Below are 18,814 nucleotides of genomic sequence, written 5' to 3'. Positions count from 1 at the left end.
CGGGGTCAAGAGCCCGTCTCGACCGCCGCGTCCCGCCCCCGAAAGGACCCGATCCGATGAGCCCCGCTCCAATCCTCGTCCCACCCCTCGCCGAGCCCGCCGCCGACGCGACCGAGGCCCTTCACGACGCGATCGCCGAGCGGCCCCGTTGGGCGATCCCTTGTCGGGCCGCGGCGGATCCAGCCCCGTGGACCTCCGACGACGAGGAGGACGCCGCTTGGGCCGCGGCGGAGTGCGCCGCGTGCCCGGTCCTCGATCTCTGCGAGGCGTTCGGGATCGCGACCCGCGCCGACGGCGTCGTCCTCGCCGGGCGCCGATGGGCGAAACACACCGCAGGGAACCTCCGCACCCGCGGATCCACTACCTCCCCGGCGACCGCCGCCGGGGCCAACGAAAGAGAGAACGCATCATGACGACCTACGACCAGAAAATCACCGAGCTCGCCGTCCGCGCCGGGCGCGCCGAGACCGAGGCCGAGTGCCTCCGCGAGGAGGTCGAGGCCCTCCGGGGAATTCTCGACCTCGCCGAGCGCCGCTTCGCCGAGCGGCTCGACGCCGCCGAGGGCCGCGTCGGCTTCGCTCAGGAACAGCTCACCGTCTCCCGCTCCTTCGCCGAGCAACGCCTCGCGAAGGAGCGCGCCGCCCGGCTCGCCGCCGAGGCTGAGCTCGACCTCCTCCGAGGGGAGGGCGACCGATGAGCGACCGGACTCCGTGCCCGGCGTGCGGGGGCGATCCGCTCCCCGGCGCGCTCGCCTATCAGCACCGGACCTCGTGCCGGATCTACGCCGCGGATACCGCGACGATCGCGGCCGATCACGAGCGGCGCTCCGGCGTCCGCCCGCCGACCAACGCCGAGCGGGAGATCCTCCGGCACGAGCGCTACGTCGAGCCCGAGGGCGACCTCGATCTCGCGATCCGCTTCAGCCACGTCGGCGGCGTCCACCGCCGTCGCCCCGTCCTCGTCGACGGGACCGGCCGGGAGGTCGCCGACGCCGAGCGGGAGGTCGACGATGAGTGACTCCTCGCCGCGCCGGACCTCCGCCGCCGACGTCCGGGCCCGTTGGCTCTCCGGGCCGCTCTCGGTCGACGACGAGCGGATCGAGGTGCTCCTCGGGGACGTCGAGGACTTCCTGAACGGGGAGTTCTCGGATCTCGACGAGCGGCTCAGCGACGGGCGCCTCACGGACTCCCGCCTCCGCCGCGTCGTCGTCCGGATCGCCTCCCGCGTCCTGCGCAACCCGGACGGCTACCGGCAGGTCTCCTCCGGGACCGGACCGTTCACGGGCTCCGCGACCTACGGGGGCGAGCACCCGGGCGAGATCTACGTGACCGACGAGGACCGCAAGGACCTCGTCGGCCGGGGCAAGACCTCGTCCCGCCGCGCCGCCTCGACCTACCTCGGAGGGCTCCGATGACCCTCCCCAACGAACAGGAGAACACCATGACCGACGAGAAGCACGAGAACGGCCCGGAGACCAACGAGAACCCCTCGGAGGCTCCGGAGCCCACCGAGGCCTCCGAAGAGCCGGGAGACGGCAGCGAGAGCACGGAGAGCGACACTCCTGCGGTCGCGAAGCTCCGCCGCGAGGCCGCGGGGCACCGCGCGAAGCTCCGCGAGGCCGAGGCGGAGCGCGACGCGGTCGTCGTCCAGCGGGACGCGCTCGCCGCCGCCGTCCTCGGCGACGCCCTCCGCGGCACCGGCGTCAACGCCGAGCTCTTCGCGACGGCCGGGAGGTCGATCGAGGAGTTCGTCGTCGACGGCGTCCTCGACCGCGCGGCGATCACGAGCGCGGGCCGGGAGGTCGCCAAGAAGTACGGCGTCGCCTCCCCGGCCGTCTCCCGCCGGACGGGGACGGGCGCCGAGCGTCCGCCGAAGGAGGCCAAGACCTGGGCCGACGCGCTCGGAAAGCGGTAACCGGTAGACTCTCGGGTGCGACGGTCGTCCAGGTGGCGCTCGTCGCACCCGAGCTATCGACCTCCTGGCGGGGTCACCCTCACCGAGTCCCGGCGACTCCGAGGGCGAGCGAACCTTCACGTTCTCTTCCGCCTATAGGAGGCACCAAATGACCATGCTCACCAGCGCCGAGAGCAACCGCGGGATCCTCCCGCCCGAGTACGGCTCCCTGATCACCGATCCGGTCACCGAGGCCGCGCTCGCGTTCGACGGCCGCGTCGCCCGGACCGTCCGCACCTCGGGCAAGGAGTTCCGGATCCCGATCCTCGTCGAGGACGCCGCCGCGGCGTGGACCCGGGAGGGCGAGGAGATCGCTCCGACCGAGCCCGTCCTCGACGAGATCACCGTGGTCCCCTCGAAGGTCGCGGGCCTCACGATCATCTCCCGGGAGCTGGCCGAGGACACCTCCCCCGCCGCCGCCGAGCTGGTGGGGGCCTCCCTCGCCCGCGCGATCAGCCTCCAGGTCGATCGAGGCTTCCTCGGAGACCTCGCCGCCCCCGCGGCCAAGGGTCTCGACTCGCTGACCGAGGTCTCGGTCGTCGAGGGCGCGCTCGACTCGCTCGACGTCGTCCACGAGGCGAAGGCAGCCGCGGCCGCCGAGGGCGGGACCGCGTCGGTGATCCTCGCGAACCCGGCCGACGTCCTCGCGCTCGCCCTTCTGAAGGACGAGAGCGGGAGCAACCGCTCCCTCGTCGAGTCGACCTCGACGATCGCCGGGCTCCCCGTGATCTCCTCGCGGCACGTCGCCGCCGGGAAGCTCTGGGTGCTCGACCGCGAGCAGATCGTGACCGTCCTTCGCGACGACGTCGAGCTCGCGACGTCGACCGACTCGCACTTCACGAGCGATCGGATCGCGATCCGCGCGACGATGCGGGTCGGCTTCGCCTTCCCGCGTCCCGCGTCCCTCGTCCGGGTCGACCTCCCGACCGCGGGCGCCTGACCCCGACGCGCGGGAGCCGGTCGTCCCGATCGGCCTCGGAGGGGACTCCCCGTCCCCGTAGTCTCCGGCTCCCGCGCGCCGGTCCCTCCCGTAGGATCGAGTCCGAGCCCGCCGACGTGCTCGACGTTTCCCCAGGTCGCGCCAGAGAAAATCTCCGCGCGACGAGATCCCGCTCCGACCTGCGGGGATACCCCAGCCCCTCCCCCCGGGCGCTCGCCTGGGACGGTTCGCATAGGGCCTCCGCCTGCGTACGGTTCAGAAACCACGCCTACCTGGGACGATACTCGGACGTATCGAGATGGCCTCCGAGCTGCTCCCGGCCACCTCGACGTCGTCGCTGGTCACGAGCGGAACTCGTAACGGACGTTACCCACCGAGGCCTAGCGCGTAACGCTTTCTGGGAGTAAACTGGGAGTATGCTGAACGCGCCGATCATCCCCCGCTTCGTCCCCCTCCGCACCGCCGCCCGCCGCCTCGGCGTCCGCGACGCGCTCGCCGCCTACGAGCTCCTCTGGGCCGCGGGCGCCGACCTCCGCCGCGGCTGGGACGGCAACGGGACCGTCTCCGAGGCCGACCTCGACGCGCTCGTCTCGATCCACCGATGAGCGGCCGCTTCGTCCCCTGCCCCGTCGACGGGACTCCCGTCGATACGCTCCGCGGGCGCCGGGGCCCCACCCCGGTCTACTGCGACAACGCCTGCCGGCAGCAGGCCTACCGCGACCGCCGCAAGGCCGAGCGCGCCGCGCTCCTCGCCGAGGCGGAGACGATCACTCGCGAGGCCGCCGACCCGATCCCGGCCGAGCTCCGCGAGCGCGCTCGGTGGGTGCGGTGGACCGTCACGAAGGACGGCCGCAAGCTCCCCCTCCGCACCGACCGGAACCGCGCCGCGTCGTCGACGGATCCCTCGACATGGTCCACCTACGCCGAGGCGCGGGACTCCTCGATCGGCGACGGCGTTGGCTTCGTCCTCGGCGACGGGATCGGATGCGTCGACCTCGACGGGGCCCTCGACGAGAACGGCGAGATCATCTCAGCGACCGCCCTCGGAGTCCTCTCCGCGAACGTCGACGCTTGGGTCGAGCGGTCCATGAGCGGGCGCGGGCTCCACGCCATCGGACTCCTGCCCGAGGCGCCCGGCCGACGCCGCCCCGGCATCGAGATCTACTCCCGCGCGAGGTTTATTGCGATCACCGCCGACATCTTCCGCCCCGGTGCGGGCGCGCTCGTCCCGCTTCAACTCCCGTAGCCGCTCCCGATAGCCGACGATGGCCCCCTCGGCCTGCACCTCGACGAGCCGCTCGACAAGATCATTGAGGCCCTGGAGGGTCCGGAGAGGCTCCTCGGAAGGGTCCGGGAACTGGAGGTCCTTCCCGCCGTCCGGAGCTTCCTTCTGTCGTCGCCTAACTTCCATCATTGCGCGCCGGCGGGCCCGCCGATGCTCGCCCCACTTGTACGCGAGATCCCGCACGACGCCGCTCACTTTCAGACTCGGGCTCAGGATCCTCAACTCGCCGAGCATCGTCTCGATCTCCTCGGCGTCGGCTCTATGCTGCCGACCTCGCCGAAACTGTTCCTCCTTCGGGACGTACTTCGGATTCTCTAAGGGGAGCAGGTTCGGATCGCGACGGACCTTCAGCTGGATGTGCGTCCACTCGTCGGAATGCCAGCGCGAAAATAGAGGGAGCAGGCGAATCAAGGGCGCCTCGAACGCTTGGTGGCGCGCGACGGTTCGCTCCTTCTCCGCGATCGCCGCCTCGTAATCCCGCTGGCGCTGAGCGCGTTCGTCTTCGCGCTCGGCGCGGACCCGGTCGAGGTATCGCTCCCGGAGGAAAGTCGCGAGCGCGACGAGCAGGCCGGGCACGAGCCCAGCGACGAACCCCCGGAAGGTCGGGTCTGCGAGGACGCCCGTCAAGAACTCGATCACCTGGTCAGAGTACAGCTACCACCCTCTGCTCGGGCGATCCGGTAGAGTTACCCCTAAGCCCGCAATAGCGGCGAGTTCAGCCAAATCTCCTCGATCTCCGGGTCGTCCAGCATCTCCTGCAGCGGCCCGAAGCCCCCGATCCGCGCTGCGACCTCGGCGACCATCGTGTCCGCGTCGCGCAGCACGGGTACCTCGCCCTTGGCGGAGCGGTGCTCGTAGTCGGCGACGACCTCGCGGATCAGAGGCTCGAGCTGATCGGCGCGCACGTCCAGTCCGCGCCGCCGGATCAGCTCCCGCGACTCGCTCTCGATAATGGTGGCGGCGTCCACAGGTCCCCCTCCTGCCGCTGACCGCCCGGTCCCTCTTCCGGGCGGAGATGTGACCCAGATCGCGTCACCCGTGCCACTCTAGGGGGAATCGTCCTCGCCGTGTCGGCGCTCCCTCCGAATGTGGACAACTCTCCCGGAGTTCTCCCATGGCAGGATGACAGCTGTCCGCCAGTCCTCTCGACACAGGAGACTTCCCATGGCCGACTCCTCCTCCGCCACCACGGACGGGCCGAAGCTGACCGGCACCACGCTGAAGTACATGGCGAAGCGCGTCATCGCGGAGTTCACGCATGACGGCGGCACCGACCAGGCCGCGAAGCTGACGTACTTCATGGTGCTGTCGATCGCTCCCACCCTGCTGGCCCTGTTCTCGATGGCCACCCTGCTGCTCTCGAGCATCAAGGAGCAGATCGCCGATCTGCTGGTGGACCTGGTCAACCAGGCCGCGGGAGGCAGCGGGCTCGGCGCGGAGGGCGCGATCCGCTCCACCGTCGACTCCCTGATGGGCTCCGCGACCGGCGGCACGATCGCCCTGATCATCGGTATCGCGACGGCCCTGTGGTCCGCGTCCGCCTACATCAAGGCCTACGGCCGCGTGGCCAACCAGATCTACGAGGTCCCCGAGGGCCGCGGACCCATCCGGATGAACCTCACGATGCTGCTGCTGACCATCGCGCTGATCGTCGGGATCCTGCTGATCATGATCTCGATCCTGCTCAACGCCACGCTGGTCGAGGGCCTGCTGGGCCCGATCGCCTCCAGCATCGGCGCAAGCGGCGTGCTCACCTTCCTCACCGAGTCGTTCCTGCCGATCTGGGCGTGGGTGAAGTGGCCGGTGATCCTCGTGATCGCCTTCGCGCTGATCTCGCTGCTGTACTGGGGAGCGCCGAACATCAAGAAGCCCTACCGCTTCATCTCCCCCGGCGGCGTGTTCGCGATCCTGGGCGCGGCGGTCGCGGCGGTGGCCCTGTCGATCTACATGGGCACTGTCGCCGGCTACTCCAGCTACGGCGCGATCGGCGGCATCATGGCCGTGCTGTTCGCGCTGTGGATCGTCAACATCGTGATCATCCTCGGCGCCGAGGTGGACGCGGAGTACGAGCGGGCCCGCGAGCTCGCGGCCGGCAAGCCCGCCGAGGACTCCCTCACCCTGCCGATGCGCGAGTCCGTGGGCGCGGAGAAGGCCGAGGCCAAGCGCGAGAAGATCGTCGACGAGGGCCGCGACATCCGCCTGCGGAACCTCCATCACGACGCCGAGGCCTACACCGGCGAGGACGCGCGCCTCACCCCCCGCCAGGGCGTTCCCGTCGTGAAGGACGGCGCAGACGGCGACGGGAAGACCTCCGAGAAGGACTCCTGAGATGTGCGGGCGCTTCGCGTTCTTCCAGGAGATCGAGCCGCTGGTCGACGACCTCGACGCGGTGGACCTCGCCGACCCGCACCTGCGCTCGCGCTGGAACATCCCGCCCACCGCCCCGATCTACGTGGTCACCGAATCGGTGGACAAGGAGACCGGGGAGGTCGTGCGCGCGCTGCGGATCGCCCGCTGGGGGCTGCTGCCCCCGTTCGCGAAGGAGGCCTCGTTCTCCTCGCGCACCTTCAACGCCCGCCGCGAGACCCTCGCGGAGAAGCCCAGCTTCCGCGGCAGCCTCGGCCGGTATCGGGCGATCGTCCCTATGGACGGCTACTACGAGTGGGTGCGCGATGCGAAGGGCACGCGCAAGCAGCCGTACTTCATCTCGTCGGCCGACGGGTCCTCGCTGTTCATGGCGGCCCTGGTCTCCTGGTGGAAGGGTCCTGGCGGCCACGAGGGCCCGGCCGCGACGTCCGACGGGGAGTTCCTGCTCTCGGCCACGATCATCACCCGTGCGGCGACCGGCGAGCTCGCCGAGATCCACGACCGCACCCCGGTGATGCTGCCCCGGGACCAGCTGGACGCGTGGCTGGACACCACGATGGACGACCGCCACGACGCCGAGGCCTGGGTCCAGGACGACTCGCACCTCCTGGACGACGCGACGCTCAGTGTGCGCGAGGTGGACCCGGCCGTCGGCAAGGTCGGCAACGACGGCCCCGAGCTGCTCGAGGGGCCCCAGCGTCTCCTGTGAGGCCCGGCCATCACCCCGTCGGCCGAGGCACCCCGGCCGAGCCGCCCGGCCGAACTCCCCTGACCGGTGTGACCCAGCACCCCCTCCCGAGCGCTCCGGGTCCGACCGCGGTCTGATGCCCGCCCCTCCCCTCCCCCGTACTCTCGAGGCCATGCACGACGGCTCCACCACGACGAGCCCCGCGGCTGCGGCCGACGGGGCCCGCCGTCGTGACCCGTTCCGCTGGGTCCTCGAGAACCCCGGCACGGTGGATCTCGTCGTCTTCGCCGCCGCCGCGGTGCTGATGTCTTTCTTCGCCCTGCTGAGCGGCAGCGCCGGATGGTGGCTGCTGGTCAGCGTCCCCATGGTGCTGGCGGGCGCCCTGTGCCGCACGCGCCCGCTGCTGGGCGTGGCGGTGATCGGCGCCCTCGCCGTCGCGCATCTCGTGGTGGGGATCCCCGTGGTCGCCGGCGACGTGATGACCTTCTACGCCATGTACTGCGCGGTCGCGCACGGCACCCCGGCGGTACACCGGATCGGCGTGGGCGCAGGCATGCTCGGGGTGTTCGCCCAGGCGCTCACCTGGAGCACCATCGCCCTCAACGACGGCTTCGGCGGGCTCCTCGAGGGGCTCGCGGTCTTCATGGTCCTCACGATCGTCGGGACGATCACGATCGTGGCCATCTGGGCGGTCGCGAACCTGCAGCGCGCCCGGCTGCGCCAGCTGGCCCTGACCCGGGAAAGGGCCGAGCAGGCCGTGCGCGAGCGCGAGCAGCGGACCGCCCTCGCCGTCGCCGACGAGCGCGCCCGCATCGCCCGCGAGATGCATGACGTGGTCGCCCACTCCCTCTCGGTGATCATCGCCCAGGCCGACGGGGGCCGCTTCATCGCGTCCCAGAAGCCCGAGCGCGCCGCCGAGGTGCTGGGCACCATCGGCGAGACCGGCCGCGCGGCACTCGCGGACATGCGTGCCCTGCTCGGCGTGCTGCGACAGGAGGACGAGACCGGATACGGCCCCCAGCCCGGCCCGGAGCAGCTCCCCGACCTCGCCGAACGGGTGCGAGCCGCCGGCACCCCGGTCGACCTCAGGATCGACGGAGACCTCACCGGACTCCCCCAGGCACTCGGCATGTCCGTGTTCCGCCTGGTCCAGGAGGCGCTGACCAATGTGCTCAAGCACGGCGGCCCGGACGCCGCCGCCTCCGTCCGCCTCACCCGCACCGACTCCGTGCTCGAGATCGAGGTGCTCGACGACGGCCAGGGTGTGGATCCGTCGGCCGACGGGCTCGGCCACGGCCTCACCGGCATGCGCGAGCGGATGACGCTCTTCCGCGGAACCCTGCAGGCCGGACCCCTCCCCACCCGCGGCTTCCGCGTCCTCGCCCGCGTGCCGCTGCCCGTCGCCTCCGCCGACGCACGCCCCACGACCCCGCCGAGCCCGTCGGCCCCGGGGCCCGCGTCGGCCGTGGAGCCCCCGTCGGCCGCGGGATTCCCGCCGGCTGCCCCCACCGTCCCCCACCCAGGAGAGACCCGATGACCGAGTTCCCCGACCGCCCGCTGCGCATCGCCCTGGTCGACGACCAGCCGCTGGTCCGCGCCGGCTTCGCGATGGTCATCGACTCCCAGGAGGACATGGAGGTGGTGCTCCAGGCCTCCGACGGCGCCGAGGCGGTCTCGCAGCTCGACGCGCACCGGGCGGATGTCGTGCTGATGGATGTGCGGATGCCGCGGATGGACGGCATCCAGGCGACCTCCGCGATCCTCGAGCGCGCCCCGGCCGAGCGGGCGCCGCGGATCATCGTCCTGACCACCTTCGACCTGGACGAGTACGTGGTCGCCGCGATCCGCGCCGGTGCCAGCGGGTTCCTGCTCAAGGACGCCCAGCCCGAAGACCTGCTCGGCGCGATCCGCACCGTCCATCGCGGGGATGCGGTGATCGCCCCGTCCGCGACGAAGCGCCTGCTCGAGCGGGTGGTCTCCGCGCCCGACCCCGCCGCGCAGGACACCTCCGTGCTCGACGCGCTCACCGAGCGGGAGCGGGAGGTGCTCACCCTCATGGGCCGCGGCTGCTCGAACCGCGAGATCGGGGCGGAGCTGTTCGTCGCCGAGGCGACCGTGAAGACCCATGTGGGCCGGGTGCTCGCCAAGCTCGGCGCCCGTGACCGGGTCCAGGCCGTGATCATCGCCTTCGAGACGGGACTGGTCACGCCCGGCGAGCACTGACGGGGCGATCACCGAGCGGGTCATACCTCGGTATGACCTCCGCCCCCGGCAGGTCCTCCCATCGGAGCGGACGAGGGGACCAGGGGCTGACGACCGCGCAGGTCACGACCGGGAAGCATCGGGGATGACCCTCGTCCCCCCCGTGAAGGACCCGCGATGACCTCCGCCGCCCCGGCCGGCTCCCCGCCCCGCACCGATGACTCCCCCGCCCTCGAAGCCCGCGGGATCACCCGCACCTATGGCACGGGCCCCTCCACAGTGACCGCGCTGGACGGCGTGGACGTCGACATCGCCCGCGGTGCGTTCACCGCGATCATGGGCCCCTCGGGCTCCGGCAAGTCGACGCTGCTGCACGTGCTCGCCGGCCTCGACGCCGTCGACTCCGGGTCGATCCTGCTGGACGGCACCGAGATCACGACCCTGCGCGACGACGCCCTGACCCGGCTGCGCCGCGAGCGGATCGGCTTCGTCTTCCAGTCTTTCAACCTTCTGCCAATGCTCACCGCCGAGCAGAACATCCTGCTGCCCCTCGAGCTCGCCGGCACCCGCGTGGACCGCACCTGGCTGGACACACTCGTGACCGCCTTCGGGATCGCCGACCGGCTGGACCACCTGCCCTCCCAGCTCTCCGGCGGGCAGATCCAGCGCGTGGCGATCTCCCGCGCCCTGATCACCTCCCCCGCCGTCGTGTTCGCCGACGAGCCCACCGGCAACCTCGACTCCCGCTCCACCGAGGAGGTGCTGGACTTCCTGCGCCTGTCGGTGGATGAGTTCGGGCAGACCGTCGTGATGGTCACCCACGAGCGGGAGGCCGCCGAGCGCGCCGATCGGATCCTCACCCTCGCCGACGGCCGGATCGCGGCCGACGAGGACCTGCGAGGGCAGCGCCGATGAGCCGCCGTGCCACCGCACGTCGCACCGCGGCACGTCGCACCACCGTGAAGCTCACGCCGCTGCGCCGCCACCTCGCGGCCGTGGTCACCATCGCCCTGTCCTGCGCGTTCGTCACCGTCATGGTGCTGGCCGGGAGCCTCGTCCAGTCCTCGCTGCGCTCCGAGGCCTCCCGAACCTACGCCGGCGCGGACCTGGAGATCACCCGTCCGCTGACTGACGAGGACTGGTCCTCGGAGGCGCCCCTGCCCGCTCCCGCGGTGGACGGCGCCGAGGTGGTGTGGCCGCTCGTGCAGCAGTACCTGCCGCTGCGCGCGGGCGGCTCCGAGGTGTTCCTCCAGGCCGCGATGCTGCCACCCGGCCGGGGCGGTAGCGCGCCGCTGCTGGACGGGTCCCCGGCGATCGACGCGACCGGGGTCGTGCTGGACCGTGCCGCATCCCGTGCCCTCTCCGTCGGCGTCGGCGACACAGTGGAGATCTCGAGCGGTGCCGAGGGCACCGCGGTGCCCCTCACCGTGACCGGCATCGCCGCCGCACCCGAGGGCACGGTCCTCGGCAGCACGCCCCGCGTACTCGTCCAGGAGGTCAACGCCAAGACGCTGCTCGGCCCCACCGCGGGCACGCTCGCGGAGGCCTGGCTCGCGACCGTCCCCGAGGGCACCGACCCCGCCCAGGTCGCCCAGGCTGCCGCGGCCGGTGATCTCGAGGTGCGTACGGCCGAGGAGGCCGAGCAGGCCGCCGTCGACCAGCTCCTGCGGGGCTTCACCGGGCTCGGCATGATGCTCGGTGTGTTCGTGGTGATCGCGCTGGTCACCAGTGCCGTCGTCATCGCCAACACCTTCGCCGTCGCCCTCGCCCAGCGCACCCGCTCCCTGGCCCTGCTGCGCACCCTCGGCGCGACCCGCGGCCAGGTGCGCACCGTCGTGCTGCGCGAGTCGCTGCTGGTGGGACTGCTCGGTGCGGGGGCCGGTATGCTCACCGGCCACCTGCTCGTCCAGGCCGCCCTCGCCCTCGCCGCCGCGGCCGGGTGGCTGCCGAGCGTGCTCGTGGTGCCCGTCGGCCTCTGGTCGGTGCTGCTCCCGCTCGTCGCCGGGCTCGCGCTCACGCTCCTGGCGAGCCTCGCCCCGCTGCAGGCCGCGACGAGGGTCGCCCCGCTCCAGGCGCTGCGCCCCGCGCCCCCAGCACCGGAGAAGCGCTTCGGAGTGCGCGGCGCGCTCGGGCTCGCCGCCGTCGTGCTCGGCGCGGCGGCGCTGGTAGGCGGCGCGGTCCTCGCCGGGCGCGGCCAGGCCGGGCCGGCCGTGCTCGCCGCGGTCCTCGGCGGGGTGCTGAGCTTCGCCGGGGTGCTGGGCGTGCTCGTGCTGGTCACGCGCCCGCTCGCGGCGCTCGCCGCACGGCTCGTCGGCCGGATCGGCGGGCTGCCCGCGAAGGTCGCGGGCGCAAACATCACCCGCACCCCGCGGCGCAGCGCGGCCACGGTGGCCGCACTGCTCATCGGCACCACGCTCATGACGATGATGACCGTCGGCGCCCGCACCGCCGAGTCGACGCTCACCTCCGAGCTCGACTCCCGCCGCCCCATCGACCTGGTGCTCTCCGCCGAGGAGATGCCGGCCGACGCCGCCGCCCGGATCGCAGCGGTGGACGGCATGGACACCGCCGTCGCCACCGCCCGCGGCGACATCCAGGTCGGGGCGGGCGAGCCGATGACCCTGTACGCGGTGACGCCGCAGCAGCTCACCCAGGTCTCGCACCGTCCCGGCATGGCTGACCTGCTCGCCGACGACGTGGTCCTGATCGGCCAGGAGCGCGCCGAGCGGTTCGGCGTGCACGACGGGCAGGTCCTGCAGGTCCACGCGGCCAACGGCACCACCCGCCCGCTCCGGGTCCTGGTCGATGCCAACCTGCAGATGTCCCTGGTCACCCCGGCGACGTTGTCTGCCCTGCTCGGTGAGCGGACCTCCACGGTGGTGCTGGGCGACTTCGCCGATCCCGGCAGCCCCGAGCGGGCCGGCATCGGGATCGCGGACCTGGTCTCGTCGCTGGACGAGGTGATCACGGCCGACGGGTTCGTCGGAGCCTCCGCGACCCTCGGCGGGGCGGAGCGCGAGTCCTACGCGCAGGTCCTCGACGTGCTGCTCGGGATCACGGTCGCGCTGCTCGCCGTCGCGGTGCTCGTCGCGCTCGTGGGGGTGGCGAACACGCTCAGCCTCGGCGTGGTGGAACGGACCGGGGAGAACGCGCTGCTGCGGACGCTGGGCACCACGCGCCGCCAGATGCGGTGGATGCTCGGCTGGGAGGGGCTGCTGCTCGCGCTCGTCGGCGCGGTCCTCGGCCTCGTGCTCGGCAGCATCTACGGGGTCCTCGGGATCCAGGCGCTGCTCGGCTCCGTCTTCCCGATCACCATCACGCTCCCGGTGGGACGACTCGCGCTCGTGCTCGCGGCGACCCTGCTCGCCGGGGTGCTCGCCTCGGTGCTGCCGGGCAGGGCAGCGGCCCGCACGGCCCCGGTGACCGCGTTGGCGAGCGCCGACTGACGATCGCGGAATGACGAGTCCCGCATGACGTGATGAGCGTCGTCCCATCAGGAGCGAGGGGCCGACGGCTCTGCGCTGGTGTGCGCCATCGAGCCGTCGGCCCCTCGGAACCGTCGGTGAGGGCTCAGCCCCGGCGGGTGGGCAGGGGCGTGGAGGAGACGAGACGGGTCAGCAGGACGAAGATCCAGATCGCGAGGCCGAGGGCGAGTGCGCCCTGCCAGTACATCGCCCCGCGCAGCATGCTCGCCCCGACCAGGGCCTGGAAGAACTGCCAGGTGATCCCGTACCCGAGGCCGAAGCGCCCCTTGACCAGGAGCGAGCGAGCGGCGAGGACCGCGCCGACGGCGAACACGAGCAGGAAGATCCCCAGCCCGGTGCCGAGGCGACCGTCCAGCGCACCGCTCGCGGCAGTGATGAAGCAGTAGGTCGCGGCGGCCGCGATCAGCAGTCCTTCGACGCCGAGCAGAGCGGCCGCGAGCGGGCGGGTGCGCGGGCTGGGGTCCTGGGCGTCGTCGGAGGAGGAGTCGCGAGGGGTGGAGGGCATGGTGGCACTGTAACGGCCCGTCCCGTCGGCCGTCCGGGGACGCCGGGCGGCAGTGCGTCACACGCGGGCCTGCACCTCTGCGCACGCCGGCCTGCGCCTCCGCTCCCGGCCCTCGCATGCACTGCCCCTGCCCTGTTGGCAACGCCTTCGTGCCCGGTCTCACCTCCGCAGGATGCAAGGGCATTCCGGTGTGGGAAGTGCCACCAGGCCCGCCGGTCGCAGCCCTTGTCGACGCCGTCAGGCGCCGCACAGAATGGAGGACGGCTCGAATCGCCGAGCGTCCTCCGGAGCAGCGCTCCAGGACGTGCGGCATCGGGCCGGAGACCCGAGAACGCCCCACAGGGAGCGACCCTCGCCGCGCCTCGCTCCTACGGGGAGCCGGGCGCGACGTCCTGGAAAGAGAGAGTGACGATGGACTGGCGCCACCGTGCCGAGTGCCTCAACCATGATCCCGAGCTGTTCTTCCCCATCGGGAACACCGGACCGGCGATCACGCAGATCCAGGAGGCGAAGGCGGTGTGCCAGAAGTGCGACGTCATGACCGCCTGCCTGAAGTTCGCCCTGGAGACCGGCCAGGACTCGGGCGTCTGGGGCGGCCTGTCCGAGGATGAGCGCCGCTCCCTCAAGCGCCGCAACGCCCGCGCCCGCCGCGCCGGCTGACTCCCGCTGAGGAGTCACTCCTGCTGAGCTCTGCGCTCAGCTCCCCCTTCGTGGACGACCCGCTGTGCGGTGCGGCCGAGGACGGCCGCCCCGCAGCGGATCCCGCTCAGAGCGTGAGCGGATCCAGGTAGACGTCCACCACGGCAGCCGTCCCGCCCTCGGGACGGTTCTCCCAGGTCAGAGTGCCTCCGAGCTGGCCCTGCACCAGGGTGAGCGCGATGTTGGTGCCCAGCCCCGTCGGCTTCGCGGCCCCCATCCCGTTGCCATCGTCCTCGATCGAGATCACCAGGTGCGACCCCGTCCGCTCGCTGCGGATCGTGAGCGTCCCGCCGGTCTCGGAGAGCCCGTGCTCGACCGCATTGGTCGCCAGCTCCGTCACCACCAGCGCCAGCGGCGTCGCCTCCTCGGCACGGATGGTGCCGACCCGTCCGATCTTCTCCGTGCGCACCTCGACCTGCGCATCGGTCAGTCGCGGGCTGCCGGCGCGGTGGACCGTGGCGCTGGCGGCGTCCACCGCCAGGCGCAGGCAGCGATCGATCACCTCGTCGAAGTGGACCGCCTCCTCCGAGCCCTGCAGCAGCGACTCGTGCACGAGCGCGATCGTGGACACGCGCCGCATCGCCTCGGCGAGCGCCTCGCGCGCCTCGTCCGTCTTCATGCGCCGCGACTGCATGCGCAGCAGCGCCGCGACGGTCTGGAGGTTGTTCTTCACCCGGTGGTGGACCTCGCGGATCGTCGCGTCCTTGGTGATCAGCTCCCGCTCCCGGCGGCGCAGCTCGGTGACGTCGCGGACCAGGATGAGGGCGCCGGTGCGCGTGCCGTTCTGGGTCAGGGGCACCGCCCGCAGTGACAGGGTGCCGCCGCGCGCCTGCATGTCGGAGCGCCAGGCGGCGCGGCCCATGAGCACGAGCGGCAGGGATTCGTCAACGGGGCTGCGGCTCTGGAGGACCTCTGTGGACAGCTCCGCGAGGGTCGTGCCGGTGAGCTCGCCGGCGATGCCGAATCGGTGGAAGGCCGAGCGGGCGTTCGGCGACGTCCACTGCACGACCCCGGCCTCGTCCAGTTCGACGACGCCGTCCCCGACGCGCGGCGCGCCGCGGCGGGGCGGGATCGGTGCGCCTTCGATGGGGAACGCGCCGTGCTGGAGCATCTCCAGCACCCGCACCCCGAGCCGGCGCTGGTGGGTCTCGTTGTCGCTGGGGGTCGCGTCGCTGTCAGGGCTCTCGGCCGCGAGCACCGCGAGGGTGCGACCGTTCTTGCGCACCGGCACCATCACGCCGGTGGCGCTGCGGCCCTCGCGCTCGATCGGGGTGGGCTCCTCGGTGGGCTCCCCGCCGGCGAGCAGGCGCGCGATCTCCGCTCCTTCCGGGTCCGCGGCGGCGTCGGGGTCCTCGGGATCGCCAGTGACGGCGCTGCGGACGGTGCCCACCGGGTCCTCGTAGTAGACGGTCGAGCCGGTCGCCGGGCGGCAGTGCGCCACGGCGAGCGCTCCCTCCTCGCCGCGGATCCACAGCACCAGGTCGGTGCGCAGCAGGTCGGACAGGAGGTTCCAGTCCCCGACGAGGTGCTGGAGCCAGTCCGCCTCCTTCCCGGAGAGGTCGGGGTTGTCGGCGAGGAACTTGGACAGGCTCGGCATGCCCCCAGGATAGGGGTGATCCCCGCCGTGCCCGTGCCCTGCCCGCGCACGGTCGGGGCCGGTTCGGGTGCAGGGCCGGGTGCAGGGCCGGGTGCTGGATCGGGCATGCCCGGGTCCGTGCTCTAGGCTGGCGCCGTTCCGCACCGAGGAAGGACCCCGATGAAGCTCCACGAGACCCTGCACCTGCCGCTGCCCGCGCGTTCCGCGGCAGGGATGTATGCCGACCCCGAGTACACCGAGATCCGCCGCCGCACGCTCGGCGCCTCCGAGGCGACCTCCGACGTCGACGGCGACCCGGCCGGTGCGTTCACCGTCCGCACCGAGCTGTCGCTGCCCACCGACAAGGTCCCGGACATCGTCAAGCCCTTCGTCGGTTCGTCGGTGACCGTCAAGGAGGAGCAGGCGTGGTCCGCTCCGGCCACGGACGGCAGCCGCACCGGCACGATGGGCCTGGAGGTGGTGGGCACTCCCGCGGGCCTGACCGCCGATCTGCGCCTGACCGGCACGGACCAGCACAGCGCCGAGGTCGTGATCGACGGCGACCTCACGGCGAAGATCCCGCTGCTGGGCGGGAAGATCGAGAAGGCAGCTCTGCCCTACGTCTCCAAGGTGCTGCGCGCCGAGGAGCGCTCCGCGGCCGCATACCGGGACCGTTCGGCGGGCTGACCCCTCAGTCGGCTGACCGCTCTACCGGCTGAGTGCTCAGCCGGCCGCGGCGGTGGCGTCCAGGAAGGCGAGCGCCGCGGCGGGCTCGGCCGCATCGAACCACAGCAGCGCCGGGTCGGTGTCGTCCGCCTCCGCGGCGGCGGCGTCGAGCTCGGTGACGTGGAAGCTGGCGATCCGTGCCGACGCCTCGGCGGTCAGCCGCACCCCGAAGGCGCCGCCGTCCTCCGCCTCGACGATCGTGGTGTCGGGGACGTCGGCCGCGATGACGAGCGCCCGCTCGCGGGGGCTGCCCGTGCTGTAGGCGACGTGGACGGCATCCTGGAGCGCCTCGTACTCGAGGTCCTCCTCGTCCTCGCCGGGAAAAGCGGTGCGACCCTGCGCGGTGACGGCCCAGGCTGCGCGTCCCGGCGTGAGCGGCAGCGCGGTGCGGGCGCTCTCGAGCGCGGCGCGGTCCTCGGCGGTCAGGGTCAGGTAGATCCTCATGGCGTCATCCTCTCACCGCCCGCGTCCCGTCTGCCGCCTCACCGGCCGCTGGACGCCTCGGCCGAGGCGGGAGCTCCCTGCAGCACCATGGAGGCGGCGATGTCCCGCAGCCCCTTGCGCAGCGCGGAGCGCGGCGCCGACTCGGCGAGCAACGCACCGTCCCAGGCCGCGGTGCGGCAGATGGTCGGCTCGTCCGGCAGAAGGTGCAGGGAGTCCACCCTCACCCGTGACGCGATCAGCTCGCGCACGCGGTCCCCGGGCACCGGGGCTCCGACGCGGTTGACGATGACGTGCAGCTCGGTGGTCCCGAGCTCCTCGAGCCGGGAGTGGTCGCGCAGGAAGCGGGTGATGCTGACCGGGTCCGCGGTGACCACGGCGACCACCGCGTCCGAGGACTCGATCGCGCTCATCGCGGCGGCGTTGCGCTGGGGCGCGGCGGTGTCGTAGCTCAGCTCCTCGTCCTCCTCGAGCATCGCGGCGACATCCGCGACGACCAGGTCCCCGCGATGACGCAGCGCGGTCCACACCCCGTCCATCGCGCCGCGACGCAGCTCGGCCCAGCGCGCGGGCACGCCGATGCCGCTGAGCAGGCGCAGCTGCGGCTGCGCCGTCGGGAGCAGGGAGTCGAGCATCTCCTCGTCCAGGGTGCCGCGGTCGTGCGCGCGGGCGGCGGCGACCAGTCCGGGCGCCTCGTCGAGCACGCCGAGCATCTGGCTGAGCGCGGGGCCGTGGGTGTCGGCGTCCACCAGCACGGTGTGCTGTCCAGCGAGCGCCGCCTCCGCCGCGAGGTTCGCGGCGACGGTCGAGCGGCCCGGGGCCCCGACCGGGCCCCACACGGTCACGAGTCTGCCCGTCGGCCGCGCCTCCGCCTCGGGCTCCTGCAGCCAGTCCCCCGAGGGCTCCTCCCCTGCCACGGCCGCAGTCACCGCGGCGAGAATCTCCTCGACGGAGGACTCCGCCGGCAGCACCTGGCGCAGGCCTGCTCCGGTCCCTTCGACGTCGTCCTGGGAGCGCAGGCCGATCACGGCCGCGTCGCGGGAGAGGGCGGCGACGGCATCGCGCCCCAGCCCGCGCACGGAGACGTCGATAAGGACCACGTCGCCGATGCCGGCCGACACCACGGCGAGGGTCTCGGCGAGGTCGGCGCAGCGACGCACCACGCGGGCCGAGCGTCCACGGTCCATGGCGAGGTCGTGGACGATGCGCACCTCGTCGCTGCCGGAGGCGCACAGGACGATGTCGATCACGGCGAGACCCCGTGCGCTCCCGGCACCCCGATCACGTCCAGCCGCTCGTCCTTGGAGAGCACCTCGAGGACGTCCGCGAGGCTCTCCGCCGGCACGAGCACCTCCACCGACATCGAGCGCATGCCCAGGGAGCTTCCCTCATCGATGCGCCTGACCACAGCATCCGGCACCAGCAGAGCCGCCTCACCGGTGCCGCCGTCCTGGACCTCCGGGGAGGTGTGCCACAGCTCGACGGTCGCCCCCGGGACCACGGACTCGGCGACCGTAGCCTCGACGGGGATCACGACCGGGCGGAGCGGGACGTCCGCGGGCTGACCGACGGCGGAGACCGGCAGCAGCTCGCCGGCCCCCACCGTGGCCGTGGCCACGGCGCCCTCAGGGATCGCGTCGAGGTCCCCGACGTACAGACCATGCTGGTCCCCGAGACGGAGCTCGACGGTCTGCAGGTCCGAGGCCTCCAGAGCGTCACCCGGCACGATCGGTCCGCGGGCGACGAGCACGGGGGTGGTCGCCGAGAGCCGAGAGACCAGCAGCGCCCCCATCAGCACGCTCGCCAGGACCAGCACGATCCCGACGATCAGCCGCGGATCCTTCCATCGCGGCCGTCGCAGCCTCATCACCGGCGCTGTCGCCCCCATGCTCACTCCACCCCTCGTCCCACTACCCCGCGTCCGGTGCGACGCGGATCACTCGGGAG

General features: G+C 72.6%; 22 protein-coding genes. 15 read left to right on the top strand and 7 right to left on the bottom strand.

The annotated features are described in order from the left end of the window. Window positions 1-56 precede the first annotated feature (56 nt). The 7 genes from HNR70_RS03970 to HNR70_RS03940 all read left to right on the top strand — a co-directional run bounded on the left by HNR70_RS03970 (window position 57) and on the right by HNR70_RS03940 (window position 3,498). A complete protein-coding gene (locus tag HNR70_RS03970; RefSeq protein ID WP_184324509.1) occupies window positions 57-413 on the top strand; it encodes a hypothetical protein in 357 nt (118 codons plus the stop codon). Next, on the top strand, window positions 410-697 hold the full coding sequence (locus tag HNR70_RS03965) for a hypothetical protein (RefSeq protein ID WP_184324508.1): 288 nt from the start codon (window positions 410-412) through the stop codon (window positions 695-697). Before HNR70_RS03970 ends, HNR70_RS03965 begins: the two co-directional genes overlap by 4 nt. Continuing rightward, a complete protein-coding gene (locus HNR70_RS03960; RefSeq protein ID WP_184324507.1) occupies window positions 694-1,017 on the top strand; it encodes a hypothetical protein in 324 nt (107 codons plus the stop codon). The genes HNR70_RS03965 and HNR70_RS03960 overlap by 4 nt, the downstream gene beginning before the upstream one ends. After that, entirely contained in the window at window positions 1,010-1,414 is a 405-nt protein-coding gene (locus tag HNR70_RS03955; RefSeq protein ID WP_184324506.1) for a Gp19/Gp15/Gp42 family protein, read from the top strand. Before HNR70_RS03960 ends, HNR70_RS03955 begins: the two co-directional genes overlap by 8 nt. After that, entirely contained in the window at window positions 1,411-1,914 is a 504-nt protein-coding gene (locus tag HNR70_RS03950) for a hypothetical protein (RefSeq protein WP_184324505.1), read from the top strand. The genes HNR70_RS03955 and HNR70_RS03950 overlap by 4 nt, the downstream gene beginning before the upstream one ends. Before the next feature lie 148 nt (window positions 1,915-2,062). Next, a complete protein-coding gene (locus HNR70_RS03945) occupies window positions 2,063-2,893 on the top strand; it encodes a phage major capsid protein (protein WP_184324504.1) in 831 nt (276 codons plus the stop codon). A gap of 416 nt (window positions 2,894-3,309) precedes the next feature. Then, window positions 3,310-3,498 carry a hypothetical protein gene (locus HNR70_RS03940; RefSeq protein WP_184324503.1) on the top strand — a complete coding sequence of 63 codons (189 nt, stop codon included), beginning with the start codon at window positions 3,310-3,312 and terminating at the stop codon, window positions 3,496-3,498. A gap of 425 nt (window positions 3,499-3,923) precedes the next feature. Here the strand turns inward: HNR70_RS03940 and HNR70_RS03935 are convergent, their stop codons facing one another. Next, window positions 3,924-4,817 carry a hypothetical protein gene (locus tag HNR70_RS03935; RefSeq protein ID WP_184324502.1) on the bottom strand — a complete coding sequence of 298 codons (894 nt, stop codon included), beginning with the start codon at window positions 4,815-4,817 and terminating at the stop codon, window positions 3,924-3,926. Between the two features lie 53 nt (window positions 4,818-4,870). Beyond that, window positions 4,871-5,146: a hypothetical protein gene (locus HNR70_RS03930; protein ID WP_246375144.1), complete on the bottom strand. Its 276-nt coding sequence runs from the start codon at window positions 5,144-5,146 to the stop codon at window positions 4,871-4,873. Between the two features lie 196 nt (window positions 5,147-5,342). Between HNR70_RS03930 and HNR70_RS03925 the strand changes: the two genes are divergently transcribed. From HNR70_RS03925 to HNR70_RS03900, 6 genes are all read left to right on the top strand, one after another. After that, a complete protein-coding gene (locus HNR70_RS03925) occupies window positions 5,343-6,506 on the top strand; it encodes a YihY/virulence factor BrkB family protein (RefSeq protein WP_184324501.1) in 1,164 nt (387 codons plus the stop codon). 1 nt (window position 6,507) lies between these two features. After that, window positions 6,508-7,254 carry an SOS response-associated peptidase gene (locus tag HNR70_RS03920; RefSeq protein ID WP_184324500.1) on the top strand — a complete coding sequence of 249 codons (747 nt, stop codon included), beginning with the start codon at window positions 6,508-6,510 and terminating at the stop codon, window positions 7,252-7,254. A gap of 151 nt (window positions 7,255-7,405) precedes the next feature. After that, the gene (locus tag HNR70_RS03915) at window positions 7,406-8,770 is read left to right on the top strand and encodes a sensor histidine kinase (protein ID WP_184324499.1); all 1,365 of its coding nucleotides are present in this window, start codon (window positions 7,406-7,408) and stop codon (window positions 8,768-8,770) included. Beyond that, window positions 8,767-9,456 carry a response regulator gene (locus HNR70_RS03910; protein ID WP_184324498.1) on the top strand — a complete coding sequence of 230 codons (690 nt, stop codon included), beginning with the start codon at window positions 8,767-8,769 and terminating at the stop codon, window positions 9,454-9,456. Before HNR70_RS03915 ends, HNR70_RS03910 begins: the two co-directional genes overlap by 4 nt. Before the next feature lie 156 nt (window positions 9,457-9,612). After that, window positions 9,613-10,350 carry an ABC transporter ATP-binding protein gene (locus HNR70_RS03905; protein WP_184324497.1) on the top strand — a complete coding sequence of 246 codons (738 nt, stop codon included), beginning with the start codon at window positions 9,613-9,615 and terminating at the stop codon, window positions 10,348-10,350. After that, complete coding sequence (locus HNR70_RS03900) at window positions 10,347-12,881, top strand: FtsX-like permease family protein (protein ID WP_184324496.1); 2,535 nt, start codon at window positions 10,347-10,349, stop codon at window positions 12,879-12,881. The genes HNR70_RS03905 and HNR70_RS03900 overlap by 4 nt, the downstream gene beginning before the upstream one ends. A 124-nt stretch (window positions 12,882-13,005) precedes the next feature. Here the strand turns inward: HNR70_RS03900 and HNR70_RS03895 are convergent, their stop codons facing one another. Then, window positions 13,006-13,425, bottom strand: coding sequence for a hypothetical protein (locus tag HNR70_RS03895; RefSeq protein ID WP_184324495.1), 420 nt, complete (start codon window positions 13,423-13,425; stop codon window positions 13,006-13,008). A 411-nt stretch (window positions 13,426-13,836) separates the two neighbouring features. Here HNR70_RS03895 and HNR70_RS03890 point away from each other — a divergent pair, with 411 nt between their 5' ends. Then, window positions 13,837-14,085 (top strand): WhiB family transcriptional regulator, encoded by a 249-nt coding sequence (locus HNR70_RS03890; RefSeq protein ID WP_031307255.1) that lies wholly within the window; start codon window positions 13,837-13,839, stop codon window positions 14,083-14,085. 106 nt (window positions 14,086-14,191) lie between these two features. On the opposite strand, the gene HNR70_RS03885 is transcribed toward HNR70_RS03890, so the two are convergent. Further along, complete coding sequence (locus HNR70_RS03885; RefSeq protein WP_184324494.1) at window positions 14,192-15,721, bottom strand: sensor histidine kinase; 1,530 nt, start codon at window positions 15,719-15,721, stop codon at window positions 14,192-14,194. 159 nt (window positions 15,722-15,880) lie between these two features. Between HNR70_RS03885 and HNR70_RS03880 the strand changes: the two genes are divergently transcribed. Continuing rightward, entirely contained in the window at window positions 15,881-16,387 is a 507-nt protein-coding gene (locus HNR70_RS03880; protein WP_184324493.1) for a DUF2505 domain-containing protein, read from the top strand. Between the two features lie 36 nt (window positions 16,388-16,423). Here the strand turns inward: HNR70_RS03880 and HNR70_RS03875 are convergent, their stop codons facing one another. Genes HNR70_RS03875 through HNR70_RS03865 form a run of 3 tightly spaced genes read right to left on the bottom strand, consistent with a single transcriptional unit; the run spans window position 16,424 to window position 18,734 of the window. After that, entirely contained in the window at window positions 16,424-16,870 is a 447-nt protein-coding gene (locus tag HNR70_RS03875; RefSeq protein ID WP_184324492.1) for a DUF6912 family protein, read from the bottom strand. 38 nt (window positions 16,871-16,908) lie between these two features. Next, window positions 16,909-18,117, bottom strand: coding sequence for a CpaE/TadZ family protein (locus tag HNR70_RS03870; protein ID WP_184324491.1), 1,209 nt, complete (start codon window positions 18,115-18,117; stop codon window positions 16,909-16,911). Further along, window positions 18,114-18,734 (bottom strand): SAF domain-containing protein, encoded by a 621-nt coding sequence (locus HNR70_RS03865; RefSeq protein WP_246375143.1) that lies wholly within the window; start codon window positions 18,732-18,734, stop codon window positions 18,114-18,116. The genes HNR70_RS03870 and HNR70_RS03865 overlap by 4 nt, the downstream gene beginning before the upstream one ends. Between the last annotated feature and the right edge of the window lie 80 nt (window positions 18,735-18,814).

The organism is Brachybacterium aquaticum, from assembly GCF_014204755.1.
Classification (GTDB): Bacteria; Actinomycetota; Actinomycetes; order Actinomycetales; family Dermabacteraceae; genus Brachybacterium; species Brachybacterium aquaticum.
This window is presented reverse-complemented; position numbering and strand designations above follow the sequence as displayed.

Bases quoted from the DNA above. Each gene is read 5' to 3' on its own strand.
- HNR70_RS03965 (WP_184324508.1), top strand. From the start codon at position 410: ATGACGACCTACGACCAGAAAATCACCGAGCTCGCCGTCCGCGCCGGG.
- HNR70_RS03895 (WP_184324495.1), bottom strand. From the start codon at position 13,425: ATGCCCTCCACCCCTCGCGACTCCTCCTCCGACGACGCCCAGGACCCC.
- HNR70_RS03865 (WP_246375143.1), bottom strand. From the start codon at position 18,734: ATGAGGCTGCGACGGCCGCGATGGAAGGATCCGCGGCTGATCGTCGGG.
- HNR70_RS03970 (WP_184324509.1), top strand. From the start codon at position 57: ATGAGCCCCGCTCCAATCCTCGTCCCACCCCTCGCCGAGCCCGCCGCC.
- HNR70_RS03955 (WP_184324506.1), top strand. From the start codon at position 1,010: ATGAGTGACTCCTCGCCGCGCCGGACCTCCGCCGCCGACGTCCGGGCC.
- HNR70_RS03880 (WP_184324493.1), top strand. From the start codon at position 15,881: ATGAAGCTCCACGAGACCCTGCACCTGCCGCTGCCCGCGCGTTCCGCG.
- HNR70_RS03940 (WP_184324503.1), top strand. From the start codon at position 3,310: ATGCTGAACGCGCCGATCATCCCCCGCTTCGTCCCCCTCCGCACCGCC.
- HNR70_RS03925 (WP_184324501.1), top strand. From the start codon at position 5,343: ATGGCCGACTCCTCCTCCGCCACCACGGACGGGCCGAAGCTGACCGGC.
- HNR70_RS03950 (WP_184324505.1), top strand. From the start codon at position 1,411: ATGACCCTCCCCAACGAACAGGAGAACACCATGACCGACGAGAAGCAC.
- HNR70_RS03905 (WP_184324497.1), top strand. From the start codon at position 9,613: ATGACCTCCGCCGCCCCGGCCGGCTCCCCGCCCCGCACCGATGACTCC.
- HNR70_RS03915 (WP_184324499.1), top strand. From the start codon at position 7,406: ATGCACGACGGCTCCACCACGACGAGCCCCGCGGCTGCGGCCGACGGG.
- HNR70_RS03960 (WP_184324507.1), top strand. From the start codon at position 694: ATGAGCGACCGGACTCCGTGCCCGGCGTGCGGGGGCGATCCGCTCCCC.
- HNR70_RS03910 (WP_184324498.1), top strand. From the start codon at position 8,767: ATGACCGAGTTCCCCGACCGCCCGCTGCGCATCGCCCTGGTCGACGAC.
- HNR70_RS03920 (WP_184324500.1), top strand. From the start codon at position 6,508: ATGTGCGGGCGCTTCGCGTTCTTCCAGGAGATCGAGCCGCTGGTCGAC.
- HNR70_RS03875 (WP_184324492.1), bottom strand. From the start codon at position 16,870: ATGAGGATCTACCTGACCCTGACCGCCGAGGACCGCGCCGCGCTCGAG.
- HNR70_RS03885 (WP_184324494.1), bottom strand. From the start codon at position 15,721: ATGCCGAGCCTGTCCAAGTTCCTCGCCGACAACCCCGACCTCTCCGGG.
- HNR70_RS03890 (WP_031307255.1), top strand. From the start codon at position 13,837: ATGGACTGGCGCCACCGTGCCGAGTGCCTCAACCATGATCCCGAGCTG.
- HNR70_RS03945 (WP_184324504.1), top strand. From the start codon at position 2,063: ATGACCATGCTCACCAGCGCCGAGAGCAACCGCGGGATCCTCCCGCCC.
- HNR70_RS03900 (WP_184324496.1), top strand. From the start codon at position 10,347: ATGAGCCGCCGTGCCACCGCACGTCGCACCGCGGCACGTCGCACCACC.